Annotated in this window: 19 protein-coding genes; 10 read left to right on the top strand and 9 right to left on the bottom strand. The window is 62.8% G+C overall.

Features of this window, described 5'->3' with window-relative positions:
* Nucleotides 1–2: 2 nt before the first annotated feature.
* Nucleotides 3–1082: a tRNA epoxyqueuosine(34) reductase QueG gene (gene queG, locus V6M87_RS09005; RefSeq protein WP_332876278.1), complete on the top strand. Its 1080-nt coding sequence runs from the start codon at nt 3–5 to the stop codon at nt 1080–1082.
* On the opposite strand, the gene V6M87_RS09000 is transcribed toward queG, so the two are convergent.
* Complete coding sequence (locus V6M87_RS09000; protein WP_332876277.1) at nt 1070–1978, bottom strand: AraC family transcriptional regulator; 909 nt, start codon at nt 1976–1978, stop codon at nt 1070–1072. The genes queG and V6M87_RS09000 overlap by 13 nt on opposite strands.
* A 99-nt stretch (nt 1979–2077) precedes the next feature.
* On the opposite strand from V6M87_RS09000, the gene V6M87_RS08995 reads away from it, so the two are divergent.
* A complete protein-coding gene (locus V6M87_RS08995; RefSeq protein WP_332876276.1) occupies nt 2078–2851 on the top strand; it encodes an SDR family oxidoreductase in 774 nt (257 codons plus the stop codon).
* On the opposite strand, the gene V6M87_RS08990 is transcribed toward V6M87_RS08995, so the two are convergent.
* Complete coding sequence (locus V6M87_RS08990) at nt 2848–3720, bottom strand: AraC family transcriptional regulator (RefSeq protein ID WP_332876275.1); 873 nt, start codon at nt 3718–3720, stop codon at nt 2848–2850. The genes V6M87_RS08995 and V6M87_RS08990 overlap by 4 nt on opposite strands.
* 145 nt (nt 3721–3865) lie before the next feature.
* Between V6M87_RS08990 and V6M87_RS08985 the strand changes: the two genes are divergently transcribed.
* Nucleotides 3866–4621 carry an SDR family NAD(P)-dependent oxidoreductase gene (locus V6M87_RS08985; RefSeq protein WP_332876274.1) on the top strand — a complete coding sequence of 252 codons (756 nt, stop codon included), beginning with the start codon at nt 3866–3868 and terminating at the stop codon, nt 4619–4621.
* On the opposite strand, the gene V6M87_RS08980 is transcribed toward V6M87_RS08985, so the two are convergent.
* Both V6M87_RS08980 and V6M87_RS08975 read right to left on the bottom strand, forming a co-directional pair.
* Complete coding sequence (locus V6M87_RS08980) at nt 4618–5463, bottom strand: alpha/beta fold hydrolase (RefSeq protein WP_332876273.1); 846 nt, start codon at nt 5461–5463, stop codon at nt 4618–4620. The genes V6M87_RS08985 and V6M87_RS08980 overlap by 4 nt on opposite strands.
* Before the next feature lie 108 nt (nt 5464–5571).
* The gene (locus tag V6M87_RS08975; protein ID WP_332876272.1) at nt 5572–5952 is read right to left on the bottom strand and encodes a DUF3052 family protein; all 381 of its coding nucleotides are present in this window, start codon (nt 5950–5952) and stop codon (nt 5572–5574) included.
* A gap of 223 nt (nt 5953–6175) precedes the next feature.
* Between V6M87_RS08975 and V6M87_RS08970 the strand changes: the two genes are divergently transcribed.
* On the top strand, nt 6176–7168 hold the full coding sequence (locus V6M87_RS08970) for a DctP family TRAP transporter solute-binding subunit (protein WP_332876271.1): 993 nt from the start codon (nt 6176–6178) through the stop codon (nt 7166–7168).
* A gap of 10 nt (nt 7169–7178) precedes the next feature.
* Here the strand turns inward: V6M87_RS08970 and V6M87_RS08965 are convergent, their stop codons facing one another.
* Nucleotides 7179–7763 (bottom strand): response regulator transcription factor, encoded by a 585-nt coding sequence (locus V6M87_RS08965; RefSeq protein WP_332876270.1) that lies wholly within the window; start codon nt 7761–7763, stop codon nt 7179–7181.
* A 146-nt stretch (nt 7764–7909) separates the two neighbouring features.
* Here V6M87_RS08965 and V6M87_RS08960 point away from each other — a divergent pair, with 146 nt between their 5' ends.
* Nucleotides 7910–8908 (top strand): DctP family TRAP transporter solute-binding subunit, encoded by a 999-nt coding sequence (locus tag V6M87_RS08960; protein ID WP_332876269.1) that lies wholly within the window; start codon nt 7910–7912, stop codon nt 8906–8908.
* 9 nt (nt 8909–8917) lie between these two features.
* Here the strand turns inward: V6M87_RS08960 and V6M87_RS08955 are convergent, their stop codons facing one another.
* Nucleotides 8918–10924: a two-component system sensor histidine kinase NtrB gene (locus V6M87_RS08955; protein WP_332876268.1), complete on the bottom strand. Its 2007-nt coding sequence runs from the start codon at nt 10922–10924 to the stop codon at nt 8918–8920.
* Nucleotides 10925–11052: 128 nt separating this feature from the next.
* On the opposite strand from V6M87_RS08955, the gene V6M87_RS08950 reads away from it, so the two are divergent.
* The 4 genes from V6M87_RS08950 to V6M87_RS08935 all read left to right on the top strand — a co-directional run bounded on the left by V6M87_RS08950 (nt 11053) and on the right by V6M87_RS08935 (nt 14173).
* The gene (locus tag V6M87_RS08950; RefSeq protein WP_332876267.1) at nt 11053–12057 is read left to right on the top strand and encodes a TRAP transporter substrate-binding protein; all 1005 of its coding nucleotides are present in this window, start codon (nt 11053–11055) and stop codon (nt 12055–12057) included.
* A gap of 440 nt (nt 12058–12497) precedes the next feature.
* Nucleotides 12498–13022: a methylated-DNA--[protein]-cysteine S-methyltransferase gene (locus V6M87_RS08945; RefSeq protein WP_332876266.1), complete on the top strand. Its 525-nt coding sequence runs from the start codon at nt 12498–12500 to the stop codon at nt 13020–13022.
* Nucleotides 12995–13900, top strand: coding sequence for a site-specific tyrosine recombinase XerD (gene xerD / locus V6M87_RS08940; RefSeq protein WP_332876265.1), 906 nt, complete (start codon nt 12995–12997; stop codon nt 13898–13900). Before V6M87_RS08945 ends, xerD begins: the two co-directional genes overlap by 28 nt.
* A 78-nt stretch (nt 13901–13978) precedes the next feature.
* Entirely contained in the window at nt 13979–14173 is a 195-nt protein-coding gene (locus tag V6M87_RS08935) for a hypothetical protein (RefSeq protein WP_332876264.1), read from the top strand.
* 69 nt (nt 14174–14242) lie between these two features.
* Here V6M87_RS08935 and V6M87_RS08930 read toward each other — a convergent pair whose 3' ends face one another.
* Complete coding sequence (locus V6M87_RS08930; RefSeq protein ID WP_332876263.1) at nt 14243–17356, bottom strand: efflux RND transporter permease subunit; 3114 nt, start codon at nt 17354–17356, stop codon at nt 14243–14245.
* A 4-nt stretch (nt 17357–17360) separates the two neighbouring features.
* Nucleotides 17361–18572 carry an efflux RND transporter periplasmic adaptor subunit gene (locus tag V6M87_RS08925; RefSeq protein ID WP_332876262.1) on the bottom strand — a complete coding sequence of 404 codons (1212 nt, stop codon included), beginning with the start codon at nt 18570–18572 and terminating at the stop codon, nt 17361–17363.
* A 277-nt stretch (nt 18573–18849) separates the two neighbouring features.
* Between V6M87_RS08925 and V6M87_RS08920 the strand changes: the two genes are divergently transcribed.
* Nucleotides 18850–20997: a putative bifunctional diguanylate cyclase/phosphodiesterase gene (locus V6M87_RS08920; protein WP_332876261.1), complete on the top strand. Its 2148-nt coding sequence runs from the start codon at nt 18850–18852 to the stop codon at nt 20995–20997.
* Here V6M87_RS08920 and V6M87_RS08915 read toward each other — a convergent pair.
* Nucleotides 20978–21952 (bottom strand): endonuclease/exonuclease/phosphatase family protein, encoded by a 975-nt coding sequence (locus V6M87_RS08915; protein WP_332876260.1) that lies wholly within the window; start codon nt 21950–21952, stop codon nt 20978–20980. The genes V6M87_RS08920 and V6M87_RS08915 overlap by 20 nt on opposite strands.
* Between the last annotated feature and the right edge of the window lie 17 nt (nt 21953–21969).

Here is a 21969-nt window from a genome sequence, read left to right as displayed (position 1 = left end):
GCATGCCTACTGCCGAACCCGATCTGCCAGCCCTTGCGCGCGCCATCAAGGCGTGGGGGAGAGAGCTGGGTTTCGCCGAAGTGCGCATCGCCGATATCGACCTGGCGCACCTCGAGGCCGGCTTGCAGGCGTGGCTGGACGCAGGCAACCACGGCGAGATGGATTATATGGCAAGCCACGGCATGAAGCGTGCCCGGCCCGCCGAACTGGTGCCCGGCACCGTGCGCGTGATCAGCGCGCGCATGGATTATCTGCCGCAGGCCACCACGCCCGACTGGCGCGCGCGCGAACTGGCGCGCCAGCGTGACCCGGCCGCCGCCGTGGTGTCGGTGTATGCGCGGGGGCGCGATTATCATAAGGTGCTGCGCCAGCGGCTGCAGCAATTGGCCGAGCGCATCCGCGCCGCCGCCGGCGAATTCGGTTACCGCGTGTTCACCGATTCGGCGCCCGTGATGGAGTTGCCGCTGGCCGAAAAAGCCGGCCTCGGCTGGCGCGGCAAGCACACCTTGTTATTGTCCCGCAACGCCGGCTCGATGTTCTTTATCGGCGAATTGCTGGTCGATTTGCCGCTGCCGGTCGACCCGCCCACCGGCGCCCATTGCGGCGCCTGTTCTGCCTGCATCGTGGCCTGTCCCACCCAGGCCATCACGGCGCCGGGCCGGCTCGACGCACGACGCTGCATTTCCTATCTCACCATCGAACTCAAGGGCGCGATTCCCGAAGAACTGCGCCCGCTGATCGGCAACCGCGTGTATGGCTGCGACGATTGCCAATTGGCTTGCCCGTGGAACAAGTTCGCGCAGGCGAGTACGGTTGGCGATTTCGACGAGCGCAACGCGCTCGGCAGCGCATCAATGGTGGAACTGTTCGGCTGGAGCGAGGCGGAGTTCGACTGCAAACTGGAAGGCAGCCCGATCCGGCGCATCGGCCACGAACGCTGGCTGCGCAACCTCGCCGTGGGGCTGGGCAATGCCACGGCGGGCGACCCCGCGATTGTCGCTGCCTTGCAAACCCGCCAGGACCATCCGTCGGCGCTGGTGCGCGAACACGTGGCGTGGGCGCTGGCGCGTCACGCCGCCTGAGCCAGTTCCGCGCGCGCGTAGCGGGTCGGCGCCATGCCCACGTGTCGGGTAAACGCCACGCTGAACGCGCTGGCCGAACTGTAGCCGACCTGCCGGGCCACCTCGGCAATCCCGCTACCGGTTTCTTGTAACAGCTTCTTGCTTAGCGCCATGCGCCACGTCAGCAGATAGGCCATCGGCGCCATCCCGACCGCGCGGTTAAAACGGGCAAAGAATGCCGAGCGCGACAGCGCTGCTTGCTTGGCCAGCTGGACCACCGTCCAGGGCTGCTGGGGCTGGGCGTGGATGCAACGGATAGCAGCCGCCAGCCGGTCGTCGGCGATGCCGCGCAACAGGCCGGGCGCGGCGGCCTCGTCGGCGGTCGAGCGCAGCGCTTCGATCAATAACACTTCCAGCAGGCGCGACAGCACCACGTCGCGCGCCGGGCGTGCCGCACGCGATTCGTCGTTGACCAGTTGCACCAGCGTCGCCAGGCGCGGCTGGCCGCGCACCAGCACCACGCGCGGCAGCAGCGACACCAGCAGGGCTGCATCGGGCGCATCGAAGACGAAGTGGCCGACCAGATACAGCGCCTGCGCCGGGCCGTCCTGATGACCGAGTCGGAATTCGCCCGGGCGCAGATTGACCGGCACATCGTCGGGCGCCTCTGCGGGCGGCGGCGTCAGGCTCGACATGGCAAAGCCGTGCGCCGCCGGCACCAGCACGAAGTCGCCGGCTTGCAGGATCCGGTCTTCGCCGTCGATGCTTAAACGGCAGGCGCCATCGAGGATCACGAAGTAGCCGGGATCGCCGCCGTGGGCGCGGCGCACGCGCCATGATCCGGCACCACTGACGGTTTTGGAGTACGAGGCGCGCGGCGCCAGCAGGGTGACGGCTTGCGCCAGCGGGTCGATCACGACAGGACTCCTGCGAATGCATTGTGGACTTTCGATTGTAGCAGTCTTGGGGCGGCCGGCCTATCATCGCTGCACCACCAAACAACGCAGGAGTTCACCATGCAAACCATCCTCATTACCGGATGCTCGTCCGGTTTCGGCCTCGACACCGCCCGCTACTTTTTGGAACGCGACTGGAACGTGATCGCCACCATGCGCACGGTCGACGCCAGCCTGTTGCCGGCCTCGCCCAAGCTGAGATTGCTGGCGCTGGACGTCACCGATCCGGCCAGCATCGAACAGGCGATCACGGCCGCCGGCCCGATCGATGTGCTGGTCAACAACGCCGGCATCGGCATGCTGGCCGCGCTGGAAGGCACGCCGATCGACGTCGCCCGCGTAGTTTTTGAAACCAATACCCTGGGCACGATCGCCATGACCCAGGCGGTGTTGCCGCAGTTCCGCGCGCGCCGTGCCGGCGTGGTCATCAATGTGACGTCGACCGTGACTGTGGTGCCATTACCGTTCCTGTCGGTCTACACGGCCAGCAAGGCGGCGGTGAATGCGTTCACGGAATCCCTGGCAGTGGAATTGGCGTCGTTCGGGATTCGCCTGAGCCTGGTGCTGCCGGGCCGCTCGCCCACCACCCGTTTCGGCGCGAATGCCAGTGAGCGCATGCAGGGCGGCTTTCCCGAAGCCTATGTCGCGTTCAAGGAGAAGGTGTTTGCCGGGATGAAGGATGCAGGAGGGGAAGTGACGCACGGCGTCGACGTGGCCGAAGCGGTGTGGCGCGCTGCCACCGATCCGACGTCGCCCCTGAAAATTGCAGGGGGTGCGGATGCAGTGGCGTGGGCCAAAGACAGCGGCGACGCGCGTTTCGTCACGCCGCGCTAAGTGGCATTCAAGCGATTTTCCTGAGTTTGCAGGTGGCTGCGGGCGTCGCGCACGGGCGGCGCGCCGAACAGCTTGCCATAGTCGCGCGTAAATTGCGGCACGCTCTCGTAACCGACGGCAAACGCCGCGCTGCTGGCGCTGGCGGCCTGGAAGCGCATCAGGCGACGCGCCTCGATGAGGCGCAGGCGTTTTTGAAATTGTAGCGGCGACAGCGAAGTCTGTTGCCGGAAGTGGTGGTGCAGTGACGACGCGCTCATGGCCGCCACGGCCGCCAGTTCGGCGACCGGCAGCGGGCGGGCGAATTCGGCCCGCACCAGCGCGATGGCGCGCCCGACTTGCTGCGCGTAGCCATGCGTCACGCCGAGCCGGCCCACGGCGGCGCCATGGCGTCCGCACAACAGCCAGTAATGCAGTTCACGCACCAGTTGGGGATGCAGCACCGGCAGCGCAGCCGGACGATCGAGCAAGCGCATTATGCGTAGCGCGGCATCGGCCACGTCGGCCTCGGTCGCGCCGGCCGGCGCCACGCCGCCATCGACCAGCTCGGCCACCAGCGCCGCATCCAGTTCCAGCACCAGCGCCAGATACGGCGCCGCCAGGCTGGCCTGCGTGATCTGGCTGACGGTGGGGACGTCCGCCGTGAGCAACAGCGCGTCGCCGGCCTGGTAATGCGTGCCTTGCTGGCCGATGGCGACATGCTTGCTGCCCTGCAGGACCAGGCATAGCAGCGGGCGCGGGATGGCGTGCAGCAATTCGGTGGGTGTCGTGGCGCGCACGGTGGTCAAGCCGGGGATGGCGGTGTGGGCGACGCCCTCGGCATTGCCATGCGCCTCGGTATGGCGCCGGACCGCGTGCAGTAATTTTTTCATACCGTACAGCTTACCTGTGTCGCGCCAGCGCGTGGGATGGCATCGCATCGTGCTGGAGGATCGGGCAAGAGCGGCGGCGGTTCCGGCAACCTGCGCGATCGCGCCGGCCGCACCATGCAGGCCTACCCAACAACAGGAGCCCAGCATGACCACGATTTCCCTGATTACCGGCGCCAGCCGCGGCCTCGGCCGCAATGCCGCCCTGCACATTGCCCGCGCCGGCGGCGACGTCATCCTCACCTATCGCGCCCAGGAATCCGAGGCGCAAGCGGTGGTGGCCGAGATTGCCGCACTCGGCCGCCGCGCAATCGCGTTGCAGCTCGATACGGCCGACGTGGCGTCCTTCGCGACCTTCGCGCGCACTGTGCGGCAAGCCTTGTCGGCCCACTGGTCGGCGACCTGCTTTGACCACCTGGTCAACAATGCCGGCCACGGCGATTACGCGCTCATTGCCGATACCACCGAAGCGCAGTTCGACAGCCTGGTGAACGTGCATTTCAAGGGCGTGTTCTTTTTGACCCAGGCGCTGCTGCCGCTGCTGGCCGATGGCGGTCGCATCGTGAATGTCTCGACCGGCCTGACCGGCGCCTGCTTTCCGGGTTACGCCGCCTATGCCTGCGTAAAGGGTGCGGTCGAAGTGCTGACGCGCTATCTCGCCAGGGAACTCGGCGCGCGCGGCATTGCGGTCAACACGGTCGCGCCGGGCGCCATCGAAACGGATTTTGGCGGCGGCGCGGTGCGCGACAATCCGGACGTCAATCAATTGTTTGCCGGTATGACGGCACTCGGCCGGGCCGGCGTGCCGGACGACATCGGCCCGATGATCGCCAGCCTGCTGGCGCCGGCGAACCGCTGGGTCAATGGTCAGCGCATCGAGGTATCGGGCGGGCAGGGGATTTAACGGGCATCGGCCTGCCGGATGACCTGCTGCACGGCCGCCACCACCAGTTCCGGCTCATCGAGCTGGATACTGTGGCCGCTGCGTTCGGTGACGATGTGGGTGCCATCGCGAAATTGCTTGGCGAAGTCGGCGTGCAGGCCGGACAGGATCGCGCGGGCGGGCGCCGTTTCGAGGAAAAATTCGGGCGCGTCCACGCGCTGCATCGAACTGATTACGACGACGGGCACGTCGGGCAGGGCGCCTGCGACTGGAAACACGCCGCTGTCGAGTACGGGTTGCAGGGCCGCCAGTTCCGGCTTGAATTTGGGCGGGACGATGGTGGCGAAACGGGCGTCATCCTGGTCCACGCGCGCAGCGTCGAGCTTGCGCAAGGCGGGATTGAATTTTTCATCGCCGGGGTCGACCAGCACCATGCCGGCCACCCAGTCCGGATGGCGCGCCGCGAAGGCGCGCACCAGCAGGCCGCCGTACGAATGGCCGACCAGGATGAAGGGTGGGCGCAGGCCGGCTGCAAGCACCAGTTGATCGAGTTCGAGGCTGCTCTGGAGCAGGGTGCGCTCTTGCGGCCTGGCATCGGAGGCGCCGTAGCCGGCGCGTGAATAGCTGAACACGCGGGCGGACTGCGCCACGGTCGGCGCCACCTTGCGCCAGGTGCGCAGGTCGGTGCCGAAGCCCGACTCGAAGATCACGGTGTACTTGCCACTGCCGGCGCTGGCCAGTTGCACCTGCCAGGGGCCGACCGCCAGCTTGTCTGGCAGCAGTGACGTTTCCGGCGCCGCGCTGGCGTGCAGGGAAGCGAACAGAATGGTCGTGGCAGCAAGGCTGTGCAGAAGGCGTTTCATCGGTGTCCTTGGTCAGTGAGAAGACACCATCTTTGCAGGCAAGCAGGTCGCATTGCCCGGCCTTGCGACAAACCGCCGATGCACAGGACAGGCTGCCGTATCCGCAGGCTACGCCGTCATGCGTTTGAGCCGCAGCGCCGACCAGTCGAGGTCCACCGAGATGATTGCCACCGCGGTGGCGCCATGCTGCTGCGCGTAGGCATCGATGGTGTCGCGGTGGAGGTCGGTGGCCTTCGAGGCGCTTTGTTTCAGGTAGGCGATCCAGAGCGCGCCTTTTTCGCCCACGCGCGCGAGCGCCTCGGGCAGGTACTGCTCCAGCTCCTTTTGATTCAGCGCGAGCAGCAGCACCACGTCGACGGTGGCGGCATCTTCCTTGATCAGCTCGGCCGGCAACTGGTTCACCAGCGCCGGGTGGGCTTTGCCATTGATGACCAGCATCGACTTGGCATTCTGTAAGAACATCTTGTCGGCAATTGTCTTCTCGCTCATCGGAGTTCCTTTTGAAAAGGGGCGGGGCGGTCCGGGATGCGTTTTATTTTACCGCCAAGAGAACAGATCACCCTGCACGTCCGAATCTCCGTAATACAGCGAGTTTTTTTGTTACAAGTTTTTATGTGAATAATCACATTAAGATTGCCTGGTGGAAATTAGCATGCGACACTTGTAAACAATTCGCGCCACCCATCTTTAAAACTTTTATTTAAAAACAATTATGTATAATAAATTTTTGTTCGCCGCTTTGGCGACTTTCGTCAGCTTTAACGCCGCTGCCGATACCCCGCCGCCGGTGATCGTCATCAAGTTCAGCCACGTGGTGTCGATGGATGCACCAAAAGGACAAGCGGCCGAGCGCTTCAAGGCGACGGCTGAAAAATTGACCAAGGGCCGCGTGCGGGTCGAGGTGTATCCAATGAGTACCCTTGTCAAGGGTGATGAAGAACTGAAAGCCTTGCAGGCCAACACGGTCCAGATGCTGGCGCCCTCGCTGGCCACGTTTGGCCCGATCGGCGTCACGGATTTTGAAGTATTCGATATGCCGTATATCTTCAAAAACAAGGAATCCTTGTATGCCGTCACCGAAGGACCGATCGGCAAAGGCATGCTGGCAAGACTCGAAGACAAGGGCATCGTCGGCCTGGCGTATTGGGACAATGGCTTCAAGGTCATGACGTCCAACAAGCCGATCCGTACCCCGGCCGATTTCAAAGGCCAGAAGATGCGTGCTCAGGCCTCGAAAGTGATCGATGCCCAGTTTCTCGCCCTCGGCGCCACACCCGTCAAGATGAACTTTACGGAAAGCTATGCGGGCATGAAAAGCGGCACCATCGATGGCTCGGAAAACGCGCCCTCGAATGTCTACACGCAGAAGATGGACCTGGTGCAAAAGAACGTGACGTACACCAACCACGCCTATGCGGGTTACGCCGTGGTCGCCAACAAAAAATTCTGGGACGGCTTGCCCGCCGATATCCGCGATATGCTGGTGACCGCCTTGCGCGACGCCACCAACTACGAGAAAGTCATCGCAGGGCTGGACAATGATCGCTCGACCGATGCGATGAAGAAAGCCGGGAAGACCACCCTGTATACCCCGACTGCCGCCGAGGACGCCGCATTCCGCAAGGCAATGCTGCCAGTCCAGCAACAAATGGAAGCCCGGGTTGGTAAGGGTTTGATCGATTCGATCAACAAAACCGCTAAATAAGCAGGCACGTTTATTTCAGCAAGCCCGCCAGTTCGACTGCGGTCTTGACCTGCATCTTGTCGAAAATGTGGGCGCGGTGCACTTCCACGGTGCGCATGCTGATGCCCAGCTTGTCGGCGACGACTTTGTTCATCTTGCCGGCCAAAATCAGATCGAGCACTTCGCGCTCGCGGGCCGACAGAGAGGCCAGCCGCAGCTGCACTTCGGCCGCCGCGTGCGCCGTCCGCGAGGCGGTCATGGCTTGCTCGACGCGGTCGATCAGCTGGTTGTCGTTGAACGGTTTTTCAAAAAAATCGAAGGCGCCGCGTTTCAGCGAATCGACCGCCATCGGCACGTCGCCGTGGCCAGTGAGGAAAATCACTGGCATGCGCGCCAGCAAACCGCGCGCCACCAGCTGGTCGAACACGGCCACACCGTTCATGCCCGGCATGCGCACGTCGAGCAAGACGCAGTCGCCGGCGATGTCGATGCGCGTTTCGATGCCATCGAGGAACGCTTCTCCGCCCTTGTAGCCGCGCGCGGCAATACCGCGCGACTGGGCCAGCCAGGCCAGGGCATCGCGAATCACGTCTTCGTCGTCGACTATGTGCAGCATCGGCTTCTCTTTCCTCTTGCAAGATATATATTCTAGCGAGCGCAACGCAACAAGTGTGGCTTTTCATATTTGCCCCAAAGCAATATGTGTGACAAACTGGCCGTTATCGTCCTCCGCCATTTCACATTACTTGCCACCTTTCCCCCATGCACATCAAATTCCTGGCCGCAGCCCTGGTTGCAGCCCTTAGCGCCCCAGCCCTCGCCCAAGCCCCTGGCAGCGGCCCGATCGTCATCAAATTCAGCCACGTCGTGTCGATGGAAACGCCCAAGGGCCAGGCTGCCGAACTGTTCAAAACGCGCGCCGAAAAGTTGACCAAAGGGCGTGTACGCGTGGAAGTCTACGCGAACAGTTCCTTGTATAAAGACAAGGATGAGCTGGAAGCCTTGCAGGACGACAAGGTGCAAATGCTGGCCCCGTCGCTGGGCAAGCTTGGCCCGTTCGGCGTCACCGAATTCGAATTGTTCGAATTGCCCTACCTGTTTCCGACCAAGGAAGCGTTGTACAAGGTCACCGATGGCCCGATCGGCAAAAGCTTGCTGGCCAAGCTCGAGCCGAAGGGTATTCTCGGGCTGGCATACTGGGACAATGGTTTCAAGGTAATGTCGGCCAACAAGCCGCTGCATACCGTGGCCGACTTCAAGGGCCTGAAAATGCGGGTCCAGTCGGCCTCGAAAGTGCTCGACGCCCAGACCCGTGCGCTGGGTGCGACGCCGCTGGTGACCAACTTCGCGGACGTGTACCCGGGCATGAAGTCCGGCGCGATCGACGGCGCCGACAACCCGCCTTCGAATATGTACACCCAGAATATGCACCAGGTGCAAAAGCACGTGACTGTGACCAATCACGCGTATATGGGTTACGCCATCGTGGTCAATAAAAAATTCTGGGATGGCTTGCCGGCTGATATCCGCGCCCAGCTGGACGTGGCGCTGCGTGAAGCCACCGCGTACCAGAAGGCCATGTCCCAGGTGGACAACGACCGCTCGATCGATGGCATGAAGAAAGCCGGCAAAACCACGATCTATGTGCCGACCGCGGCCGAGGACGCCGCTTTCCGCAAGACGCTGGCGCCGGTCCAGCTGCAGGTGGAAAACCGCATCGGCAAGGATTTGTTGATGTCGATCAGCAAGGTCGCCAATTAATTTTCCTGCTCAGGCCAAGGCCTCGGCCTGCTGAGGCAGCGTGAACGTGAACACGGTGCCGCCCCCAGGATTGCCGGTGTGGGTCAGCGTGCCGCCATGAAACTCGATGGCGGTGCGGCAAATCGACAGACCCATGCCCATACCTTCGGCCTTGGTCGAAAAGAACGGTGAAAACAGCCGTTCGGCCACGTCCGGTGGAATGCCGTGGCCGTGGTCGATAACGGACACGGCCACGTGTCCCTGGCTGCTTTCGGCAACGATGCGCAGCACGCGCCGCTCGGGGGCAATCTGCGCCATCGCCTCGATGGCGTTGCGGGTGAGGTTCAGCAACACCTGTTCGAGCAGGATGCGGTCGGCGTGCACTGGCGGCAAGTCTGGCGGCAGATGGACTTTCACCGACACGAAGGCCTGGCGCGCCTGCAGGTCGATCAGTGCGCGGATGCCTTCGATCACGCTGGGCATCGCCACTTCCTTGCGCTCCGGTTCGCGCTTGCGCACGAATTCGTGCACGCTCTTGATGATCTGCCCGGCCCGCTGGGCCTGGGTGCTGGCCTGTTCGAGGGCGCGCTGCAGCAGCAGGGCGTCGACTGCGCTGCCGCTGTCGACCGCGCGCCCGAGCACGTTCAGGGCGCCGGCCGTGTAGCTGGAAATGGCCGCCAGCGGCTGGTTCAGTTCATGGGCCAGCATCGATGAAATTTCTCCCATCGTGGCCAGGCGCGCGCCTTGCTGCAGCTTTTCTTCCTGACGCCGGTTCAGGTCTTCGGCCTTTTTGCGGTCGGAAATGTCGAGAATCGAACTCATCCAGCCGGTCTGTTTACCGTTGCTATCGACCAGCGGCGCCTCGAAGACCAGCACCGGTACCCGCCGGCCGCTCGAATGCTGGAACACGGTTTCGAACTGGGGCGTGATATTGCCGGCCAACACGTTCGCGAAGCGCTGCTCGTATTCGGCCATGGCTTCCGGCGCCCAATAGGGCATCGGAGGTACCTTGCCCAGCAGCTCGTCGGGCGGCAAGCCCACCATCTCGCAGAATGCCGGATTGACGTAGGTGACGCGGCCTTCCAGATCGCGCGCGCGCAAGCCCGTGACCAGCGAATTTTCCATGGCCGTGCGAAACGCCATCTGCTGGCGCAGCGCGCCTTCGGCTGCCAGCGTGCGCGCAATATGGCGCCACAGGGTGGCCAGCGACACCAGTAAACCCAGCGCCAGCGCAATGACCGAACCGACCAGTAAATTCGGCAGCAGTCGCGGCGCACCCTTGACCGAATCAGTGGCCAGCTCGACCATCGCACCGGGCAGGTCGAGCGCGTGCTTGTGGGTATACACGCCGCGGCCCGAGCCGCCATCGGTGCGCTGGGCCAATGGACGTTCGTCGCGGTCCAGGATGCTCAGGGCGTTGTCGTGCGCGAACCACCATGGGACTGTTTCGTCGAGCAACACTTTGAGATTGAACTTGGCGACCAGGCTGCCGACATAGACGCTGTTGCGGAACAACGGCAGGTGATAATCGATCGTGGCGGCGCCGCCAGCCCGGTAGGGATCGCTGTAGCGGCCGCTGCGTGTCCGGCGCGCATTGTCGCCGGCCATCAAGGAGGCCGCCGTCAGCGTGGTGTCCGCGGCCTCGACGCCGCGGGTGGCGAGGGTGGTGCCCTCCGCGTCCAGCCACAGGACGCGGCTCAGTTCGTGTCCATTCTTGAACATCTGTGCCAGGCGGGCCTGGAGCGCGGGCGCGGCAGGCGCAGAAATCACCAGGTCGGCCCCAAGGCTGGCCAGCGCTTCCTCGTCACGCGCCAGCTCGAAGCGCAGCGTCTGTTCGACCCAGAGCGTATCGGCGATCAACTGCTCCTGGCGCTCATTGGCTTCCATTTCGCGCGCTTGCCACGGCAGCCAGAGCAGGACCGCCAGGAATAACAGCACCAGCAGGACCGGCAGCAGCCAGCGCCAGCGCCGTGCCGGCTGGGCGGGATTGAGTTGGAGGCTGCGCTCCTCAAGTGTGTCAATAAAGGGAAATTTCATTGCAACAAAGTTGAATTATTTTAAGCTAAACGCTATTGTGGTTTTTCACAGTATCCGCGTGGAAACATGTAGCAGACACTGATCGATCGTCAAGAATCGCCATTCTCCCCACCATCACAAGGAACACCATGCAAATCAAGCACCTGGCCGCCGCGCTGGCCGTTGTTGCCAGCTTTAGCGCTGTTGCTGCCGAGAAGCGCGCCGCCGCAGATACAACGATCGTCATCAAGTTCAGCCACGTTGTCGCGATGGATACGCCGAAGGGCCAGGCTGCCGAGCGTTTCAAGGCGACGGCGGAAAAATTGACCAAAGGGCGGGTACGGGTTGAAGTCTACCCGAACAGCACGCTGTACAAGGACAAGGATGAATTGGAGGCCTTGCAGGCGGGTTCGGTACAGATCCTGGCGCCCTCGCTGGCCAAATTCGGTCCACTCGGCGTGAAGGAATTCGAAATCTTCGACGTCCCGTACATGTTCCCCACCAAGCAGTCATTGTCCAACGTCATCGAAGGACCGATCGGCGCCAGTTTGTTGCAGAAACTCGACACCAAAGGCTTCCTCGGCCTGGCGTATTGGGACAACGGCTTCAAGATCATGTCGGCCAACCGGCCGATTCATGCGACGACTGATTTCAAGGGTCTCAAGATGCGGATCCAGTCGTCGAAAGTGCTGGACGCCCAAATGCGCGCGCTGGGCGCCAATCCGCTGCCGCTGGCGTTCTCCGAGGTGTACCAGGCAATGAAGACGGGCGCCGTGGACGGTAGCGAGAATACGCCATCGAATATCTACTCGCAAAAAGTGCATGAAGTACAAAGTCACATGACCATCACCGATCATGGTTATATCGGCTACGCGGTCATCGTCAACAGAAAATTCTGGGATGGCCTGCCAGCCGATATCCGCACCCAGATCGAAATTGCGCTGAAAGATGCCACGATGTACGAAAAGGCGATTTCCCAAGTGGACAACGACAGGTCGCTGGATGCCATCAAAAAAGCCGGGAAAACCACGATTTATACGCCGACCGCCGCTGAGTCGGCCGCATTCCGCAAGGCGATGTTGCCTGTCCAGCAAGAGATGGAAGCCAAGATTGGCAAAGAGTTTTTCCAGTCAGTGGTCAAGGCGGCAAAGTAATCGGCGCCATGTGAATGCCATGTGCATAGCCACATCGCCTCCCGGCTTGCCGCTTCCACAGCAATCGTTGTAAAAGATGCTTTAGAGTTGAAATATTTGCTAAACGTGTCCGAAAAGCTACATTCAGCCCCAGCAGATGCGTTATGATGGGGCACTTGCCAAGCACTGATAAGGTGCGAGGCAAGACAGCATACGGTTTTGGGGAGCGACAAGAACACGGTAGTTAATACCGTAGATACATTGAGGAGACTCACGTTTTATAGAATGTTGCTGGCACTGCCAAGCAGCCGAAAACGTGGCAAATTGGAGCGCACCGCATGGTGCGCTTTTTTTTCGCGCATTTACCTTGTGCATCGGGATGCGCGTACTTCCAATGCCCCAAATTGGTGCACTTCCGAGATTTTCGCGCAAAGGCTGTGCCGACGCAGTAAACTGGCACCATGCATCCACAACAAGGCAGCGAACTCTTCAGCGCGATCATCGCGGCACCATTCGGTTCGGTGGGCATCCGCAGGGAGGCGGGCAGCGTGCGCGAGCTGGTGTATTTGCCGCCGCGCTTTGCCGAAAAGGATGCGCTGGACGCGGCCGCCGAGCTGACAGCGCGCCAGGTCACGCAGTATTTCGCCGACCCCGATTTCGTCTTCAGCCTGCCATTGATGCCAGCCGGTAGCGCCTACCAGCAACGCGTCTGGGCGGCGATCAGCGCGATCGCGCGCGGCACCGTGCGCACCTATGGCCAGGTGGCGCGCGAGATCGGCTCGGCCCCGCGTGCGGTGGGGCAGGCGTGCGGTGCGAACTGGTTCCCGCTGGTGATTCCCTGCCACCGTGTCACGGCCGCCGGCGGACTGGGCGGCTTTGCCAACCATGCCGACGAACACGGTTTCCACTTATCGGTCAAACGCTGGCTGCTGCGCCACGAAGGCGCCAGCGCATCCCCATGGCAACAACAAGCAATCTGGCCCTGATCGACGCCTTTTGCGACGGCATGTGGCTGGAGCATGGCTTGTCGAAAAACTCGCTCGACGCTTATCGGCGCGACCTGCGCGGCTTCGTCCAGTGGCTGGAATTGAAGGTGCCGGAGCGCGCCAGCCTGCATGCCGTGGAGGCGGGCGATATCGGCGCCTATTTTGCCGCCCGTCACGCTGAATCGAAACCGAGCTCGGCCAACCGGCGCCTGTCGGTGCTGCGGCGCTTTTATCAATTGGCACTGCGTCAGCACCAGGTTGCAAGCGACCCCTGCTTGCGCTTGCCCAGCGCCAAACAAGCGACCCGGATGGTGCACACGCTGACCGAGGCGCAGGTGGAAGCCTTGCTCGAAGCGCCCGACGTGAACACGCCATTGGGTTTGCGCGAGCGCACGATGCTCGAATTAATGTACGCCAGCGGCCTGCGCGTGTCGGAACTGGTGGACCTGAAAATTGTCGAATTGAGCTTGAACGATGGCGTGGTCCGGATTACCGGCAAGGGCGCCAAGACGCGCCTGGTGCCATTCGGCGCGCCGGCCCGGACCTGGATCGAGCGCTACGTCAAGGAGGCGCGGGCGGTCATCCTGAACGGCCAGATGGATGATGCGCTGTTTGTCACCGGGCGCGGGGGCCCCATGACGCGCCAGATGTTCTGGATACTGGTCAAAAAACATGCGGCGCGCGCCGGGATTACCGGGCCGCTGTCGCCGCACACCTTGCGCCATGCCTTCGCGACGCATTTGCTGAACCACGGTGCCGACCTGCGCGTGGTACAACTGCTGCTGGGCCATGCCGATATTTCCACCACCCAAATTTACACACATGTGGCGCGCGAGCGCCTGAAAAACCTGCACGCAGCCCACCATCCGCGGGGCTAATTCGCATTGCATCAAATGCAGATTGGCCAAGTGCGTCATAATGGCGTGGTAGCATCCCTTTCCATACCGAGGTGACCCATGGCAAAAACAAATTTCCAGTACGAAAAGAGACAGCGCGAATTGGAAAAGAAGAAAAAAGCGGACGAAAAAGCCCGCCGCAAGCTTGAAGCAAAAACCAATCCTGATGGCAGCGTGAATGAGGATGACGGTACGGAAGAAGCAGACGCTGAACCCGCCTCCGACGCGACCCCAGCACAAGAAAACCCGGCCTGAGCCGGGTTTTTTTATTGATGAGCAGTGCTGACGTTAAACCTCGCCCCTTGCTCGTTCAAGCTGTTTGGCTTACGCCAGCTCCGCCAACGCCTCCGCATGCCCCGCATCATGCTCCTTACCCTTGAACCAGCGCGTTGCGCGCTTGCCCAGGTTGTCGAGGTAGGTGTATGCGACTGGCACCACCACCAGGGTCAGCAGTGTTGAGGTAATCACCCCGCCGATCACCGCGCGGCCCATCGGCGCCTGCGTTTCGCCGCCGTCGCCCATGCCGATGGCCATCGGCAGCATCCCGAAAATCATCGCCAGCGTGGTCATCAGGATGGGGCGCAGCCGCACCTGGCCTGCATCCATGATGGCGTCGAACTGCGACTTGCCTTCGCGCTGGCCGTGGTTGGTAAAATCGACCAGCAAGATGGCGTTCTTGGTCACCAGGCCCATCAGCATGACGATGCCGATGACGGAAAAGATGTTCAGCGTGGTGTGCGTGACCAGCAGCGCGATCAGCACGCCGATCATCGACAGCGGCAGCGACACCATGATGGCGATCGGTTGCAGAAAGCTGCCGAACTGCGACGCCAGCACCAGGTAAATAAAGATGATGGCAATCGCAATGGCCGCCAGGAAGCCGCCCATGGTTTCAGCCATTTGCTGCGCGTTGCCGCCGACATCGAAGCGCACGCCATCGGGCAAGTCGATTGCTTTCATGAGCTTTTGGACGTCGTCATCGACGTCGCCGGCCGGACGGCCCTCGACCCCGGCGTAAATGGCCACCCGGCGTTCCAGCGCCTGGCGCTTGAGCACCTGCGGGCTGGTGGACGGGACGAACTCGACCACCTGGCGCAGCGGCACCATGATCGGGTTGCCGGCTTCATCGAGCTTGCTGGACGCCAGCGACAACTCGGCCAGGTCGGCAATCTTGCGCCGGCCCGATTTGGGCAATTGCACATTCACGTCGTAGTTCTGGCCGTCCGGCGCCAGCCAGCGCCCGACCTGGTCGCCTGCGACAAATGGCCGCAGCGCCGCGCCGACCTGCTGCACCGACAGGCCCAGGTCGCTGGCTAGTTCGTTGTTGATCTTGACGATGGTGGCGGGGTTGGCGCCTTCCTGGCTGTATTCCAGGTCGGCCAGGCCTTTGACGGCACGCATCTTGTCCATCAGCTTGTGCGCCACGTAATCGAGCTTGGCTTCGTCGCGGCCGAGGATGGCGATGAAAATCGGCTTGTTCCCGACCGACATGGTGATGCCGGCAATCGGCGCGAGCCGCTCGCGGATGGCTTTTTCCATGTCCTGCTGGGAACGGCGGTGGGTTTTCTTCACATCGGTGAGTTTGACGTTGACCTGGGCCACGTTGCGCCCTTCATTGGTGCCCACGATGCTGCTGACGCTGTCGATTTCCTTGAATTCCTTGAGCGCCGCTTCGATCTGGCGCACCTTGCCGTCGGTGTAATCGAGGCTGGAGCCGACTGCCGTTTTAAAACGCAGATTGATAAAACCGTCGTCGGTCTGCGGCATCATTTCGCCGCCGATGAGCGGCATCAGCGCAAGGCTGCCAACGAACAACGCGAACGCCGACGCCAGGGTGACCTTGCGCCAGCGCAGGGCCAGGTCGAGAACCCGTGCATACCAGCCGTGCACGCGGTCGATGCCCAGTTCGATACGGTCCATCAGGCGTCCCAGCCATGGCAGATACTTGAAGCGGTCCTGGACCGGGTCGGGCCAGACCGACGACAGCATCGGGTCGAGCGTAAAACTGACGAACAGCGACACCAGCACAGCCATCGCCACCGTGATGCCGAACTGCAGGAAGAACTGGCCGATCATGCCTTTCATGAATGCAATCGGGACGAACACCGCGACGATGGCGAACGTCGTTGCCATCACCGCCAGGCCGATTTCATTGGTACCGTCAAAGGCGGCACGGATGTGATTTTTTCCCATGTGCAGGTGGCGGACGATGTTCTCACGCACCACGATGGCGTCGTCGATGAGCAGTCCAATGCACAGTGAGAGTGCCATCAGCGTCAGGAAGTTCAGCGTAAAACCGAACAGTTTCATGGCGACGAAACTGGCCATGACGGAAATCGGCAAGGTCAGGCCGGTGATGATGGTGCTGCGCCACGAGTGCAGGAACAGGAACACGATCAGCATGGTCAGCGCCGCGCCTTCGAGGATGGTGTGCTTCACGTTGTCGAGCTGGCTTTGGACGCGCTCGGACTGGTCGTCCATGATGCGCAGCTTGATGTCGGCCGGCATGGTCTTTTGCAGGTCGGCGACGACGCGCTTGATGCCGGTGCCTACTTCCACGGTATTCGCGTCCTGCACTTTGGTCACTTCCAATGCAATGGCGCGCTGGCCATTGATGCGCGAAATGGACAGCTCTTCCTGCTCGCCGTCGATGACCTCGGCCACCTGGCTCAGGTAGACCGGGCCGCTGGCGCGGCGCGCGACGATGATGCGGTTGAAATCGCGCGCATGTTTCATCTTGCCTTCGACGCGCACCAGGCGTTCACTGGCGCCCAGGCTGACATTCCCGGCCGGCAGGTTGGCATTCGTGGCCTGAATGGCGCGTATGACTTCATCGACGCCAATTTTGAGGCTGTTCATCTGTTCCGGCTTCAGGTTGACCAGCACCTGGCGGTTGGTGCGGCCATTGACGCGCACTTCGCCCACGCCGGCAACGCCTTGCAGGCGCTTGACGATGACCTGTTCGGTGAGCGTCGAGAGTTCGCGCAGCGTGTGGGCGCCGGCGAGCAGGCTCATTTGAATGATCGGCTGCTGGTTGTCGCCTTCCATGCGTACGATGAACGGTTCCTTGGCTTCTTTCGGAAAGCCCGGACGCACGCGCGCGATCTTGTCGCGCAACTCCTGCATCGACTTGTCCATGTTGGTGCCGATATTAAATTCCAGCGACACGCCGCTGCGGCCTTCCCATGAATTGCTGCGGATGGTCTTGATGCCGCTGACCGTGTTGATGGCGTCTTCAAGCGGGCGCGTGATGTCGTTTTCCACTTGCTCGGGCGACGCGCCCGGATACTGCACTTCGACCCAGCCGTACGGCAACTCCACGTTCGGCATGCTTTCCAGGCCCAGCGATTTATACGAAAACAGGCCCAGAACCATGATGCCAATCATGACCATGGTGGCAAATACCGGATGCTTGATGCTGACTTTGGTGATCCACATGGTGTCAGCCTTTCGCGACTGGTGCGGCCAGCAGTTTCACCTTGCTGCCGGGTTTCACGCCGTCGAGCGGCGCGGCCAGCACAATGGCCCCTGGTGCCAGGCCGTCGAGCACTTCGACCAGGGCCTCATCTTCGTTGCGCACACCGAGTTTCACCGGCTGCGACTTGATACTGCCATTTTCGACGCGGTAGACGACATCCTGGGTGCCATCCTTGCGCAGGGCCGCCATTGGCAACAGCGGGCGCGGGGCGTTTTTTTCGGTGGTGATCTGGCCTTTGGCAAACATGCCGCCGCGCAGGGCGCCGTCGGCATTGTTCACGCTGATATACACCAGCATGGCGCGCGAGCCGGCTTCCGTGGTCGGATTGATGCGCGCCACCTTGCCCAGGAAGGCGCGCTGGTCGAAGCCGTCGACCTTGAACTGCACGTCCTGGCCCACGCGGATGCGCGGAATTTCGGATGCCGGCACCTGCGCTTCCAGGGTCAGCTGGCTGAGGTTGACGATGGCCATGACCGGCATGTCGGGCGCCAGCTTTTCGCCGGCCTGCACGTAGCGCTTGCTGACCACGCCTGCCAGCGGCGCCCTGAGGGTGGTGTCGGCCAGCGCGATGCGCGCCATGTCCAGCTGGGCCTGGGCGGCTGCGACCGACGCCACGGCCAGCTCGACGCTGTTCTGGGTGGTGTCGTAGGCGCTGCGGGAAATGTAGTTTTGGCGCAGCAATGCTTCGCTGTTGAGATTGTTCTTTTTGGCCAGCGCCAGGCGCGCGCTGGCTTCGTCCAGCGCGGCTTGTTGCTGGGCCGCGCGGGCGCGCAACTCGGCGCCGTCGAGGCGCGCGATGACCTGGCCGGCGGCGACGATCATGCCTTCCTGCACCGTCGTTTCCAGTACAACACCGGATACTTTGGCTTTGACCGTGGCCTGGGTCAGCGGCATCAAGGAGCCCGACAAGGGCAGCTTGATGCTCAGCGCGCGCGCACCGATCGTGGCGACGTCGCCGGCCGCCAGTTCATAGACCGGGGCCTTGGGCTTATCGTTGGCTGCGGCCGCAGCGGTGGCCGGTTTGGCGCCGGCCTGCATATAGGCCCAGCCACCGCCGGCCAGCAGCAGCACCAGCAGCGCCGCGGCAGGTTTGCGCCAGCGGCGCTTGTGCTGCGGCGGCGCGGCAGGCGTGGACAGGTTCAGGACGAAGGGCTGGGGCATGGGTTCGCGTTTCATGGTCTTTTCTTATTGGGAGGGCGGGGCGCCTGTGCTCCGTCTAGGGCAAAGATGGAGCTCCACGCGCATGGTGAAACTATAAGTACGCGGGTTGTCTAACGGGTCAGGATTGCGACAGGCGGTGCTTTCTGCGCACTGAAATGCACATTGCGCAGGCCGGGCGGCTGTCCAATATCTCGTTTGCGAGTGCGCAAGTAGTGATCGCGTTGGCGGCACAAGATGGGGCTTACCGGGCCTGCTCGCCCGCCACGCAGCACGTTGTGAAAGGGGTTTTTCTGTGTACAAGGAATCGCTCGTCTTTCCCGGTGCCACCGTCGGCGACGGCGCCGCTTCCGCGACCGGCTTCCAGGCACTGGACGCGCTGTACAGCTTCGTTGCCGCGATTGAACTGACCCCCTCGGTGGCCGTGCACTGTCAGGACCGCGAAGGCCGCGTGCGCTTCTGGAACAGCACCTGTGCCGCTGTGTTCGGCGTGCCTACCCCCGAGGCGCTCGGCCAGCCGCTGGACAAGCTGGTCGAGCACGTCGGCAACGGCGACTTCGACAGCATGATCGAACAAATCTGGCGCACCGGCGTCGCGCCCGCGCCACGCGACTGGGAAGTGCGCCTGCGCGACGGCGGCCGGCGCTGGATGTATTCCAGCCATTTTCCGGTGGTGCACGACGGCGTCACCCAGCAAGTGTTCTGCATGGAGTTCGACATCAGCGACCGCCACATGCTGGAAGACTCGCTGCAGCACGCCGGCCGCGTTTTCAACAACGCCCACAATGCCATGCTGGTGCTCGACGCCGACCAGCACGTGCTGGCGCTGAATCGCGCGTTCACCGAGCTGAGTGGGTTGCAGAAGGATGCTGTCGTGGGCAAGCCGGCCCCAGGGCTGTTTGGCATCATCGACGAGCGCGCGGAAACGCGTACCGACGCAAAAACCGCAGCCGGCGCCGAAGCAGCGCAACTGCGCAGGGTCTGGCATAGCGCCGCCAGCCAGGGCCACTGGGAAGGCGAACTGGCAGTGGTGCGCGGCGACGGCCAGTCCAGCCCGGTATGGCTGGCCTTGACCGCCATCCGCGAACCGGCTGGCATCGTCAACAGTTATGTCGCCGTGCTCACCGATATCAGCGAACGCAAGGCGGTCGAACAGCGCGCCCGCCACCAGGCCGAACACGACGCACTCACCGGTTTGCCAAACCGCGTGCTGTTCCTCGACCGCCTGCAGCAAGCGCTGGCCAAGGTGAAACGCCAGCACAACCGCTTCGCGCTGATGTTCCTCGACCTGGACAACTTCAAGGGCATCAACGACAACCACGGCCACCACGCCGGTGACGCCGTGCTGCAGCAGGTCGCCTTGCGCCTCACGCAATGCGTGCGCGGTGTCGATACCGTCTGCCGCCTGGGTGGCGACGAATTCGTGGTGCTGCTGGCCGACAGCGGCGGCGCCGACCAGGCCGCCCACGTGGCCACCACCATCATGGGCGCGCTGGCCCAGCCCATGCACGCCAGCGGCCAGGAACTGCGCCTCACGGTATCGATCGGCATTGCCATTTGTCCCAACGACGGCGAAGACGAGGACACCCTGCTGCGCCATGCGGATGCGGCGATGTACCATGCCAAGCAAAATGGCCGCAGCGCATTTCAGTTCTTCAGCGCCGACATGAATGCCCACGTGCAAGCGCGCGTGCAGCTCGAAAACCAGTTGCGCGCCGCACTCATCAATGGCGAGTTCGTCCTGGAATACCAGCCCGAGATTGACATGGCCAGCGGGCACGTGGTGGCGGCGGAAGCGCTGATCCGCTGGCGCCATCCACAGCGCGGCTTGCTGCTGCCTGGCGATTTTCTGGCCGTGGCCGAAGACTGTGGTCTGGCCGTTCCCATCGGCAACTGGGTGCTGCACGAAGCGTGCCGTCAGGCCAAAGTGTGGCGCGACGGCGGCCTTGGCATGACGGTGGCGGTCAACCTGTCGGCCAGCCAGTTCATCGACCATCTCTTCATCGACACGGTCGACCATGCCTTGCTCAGTACCGGGCTGCCGGCAGACGCCCTGGAGCTGGAAGTGACGGAGGCGGTCATCATGCGCGGCGATGCCGCCACCGGCGCCACCATGACCGCGCTCACCGAGCGGGGCGTGCACCTGACCGTGGACGACTTCGGCACCGGCTACTCGAGCCTGTCCTGGTTGCGGCGCTTTCCCTTGTCCAAATTAAAAATCGACCGCAGCTTCGTCGACGACATCGTCAGCGACCCCAACGAAGCCGGCATGATTCCGGCCATCATCGCGGTGGCGCGCAGTTTAAAATTGAAAGTGCTGGCCGAGGGCGTGGAAACCGATGAGCAGCTGCGCTTCCTGGTGGAACACGGCTGCGATGAATACCAGGGATATATTGCCGCCCCGCCAGCGCTGGTGCCGAACTTTACAGTCCGGCTTCGATGAAGCCGTGACTCTCGTCGAACAGGCGCAGGCGCGCAATTACCTGGCCATGGTCGGACGCCTCCGGCAAGCCCAGCAGCAAGTGGTCGTTCAGGCTGATGACGTCGACCACTTCGCCGATGGCATTCGGTAAATCGCGGTGGAAATCTTCGGACACCAGTACGTGGTCGATGGTGCTGTAGCGGCCGTCGTGGACGCAGGAGAAGGCCACATCGCGCTGGCAGTCGAAGCGGCGCTGCAGCTGGCAGGCATCGAACAGGCGCTCGCCAAGCGGCGCGCCGACGCCCATCACGATGCCGGTGGTGACGGCGTCCGACACATCGTTGAAGTCGCCCATGACGATGCGCGGGCGCTTCTGGCTGCGCGCCATGTCGGCCAGCAGCACGCGCAGGGCCGCCGCCTCGGTACCGCGCCGCACCAGTGAGCGCAGGCAGGCCAGTGCATACAGTTGCGGGTCGTCGCCCGAGTCGCCGTTGCGGTAATCGGGCCGGCGCGATTTGAGGTGCACCACCACCACGTCGATGACCAGGTCGGGCGTCACCTGCAGCGCCACGTGCAGGGGCGCGCGCGTAAAACGTTCGGCGTCGCGGCTGCCGGGCGGCATGTCGATACCTGACGGAAAATCGACCAGCTGGGACGCCGCCTGGGCCTGCGGAAAGCGCGTCACCAGGGCCACGCTGGGGGTCAGGCGCGGCGCGTCCGGGTCCGGGTCGAAGCCGATGTGGGCGGCGTGACAATATTTCGTGGTGCGTGCCAGCGCCGCGCGCAGGGCGGCTTGCGAAAAAATTTCCTGGAAGCCGATGACGTCCGCGTCGATCAGGTCGATCTGGCGCGCCGTCCAGTCGAGTTTTGCTTCGTATTGTTCGGGCGTGGAGGGCACCAGGTTGTCGTAAAGCTTCACACCGGGCGGGGCCAGGTTGAACGCATTAAAGGTGGCAAAGCGAAGCTCTTGCTGCATAATCAGAAACTCCTCCG

This window comes from Massilia sp. S19_KUP03_FR1 (assembly GCF_036688685.1).
GTDB lineage: Bacteria > Pseudomonadota > Gammaproteobacteria > Burkholderiales > Burkholderiaceae_D > JALYUM01.
This window is presented reverse-complemented; position numbering and strand designations above follow the sequence as displayed.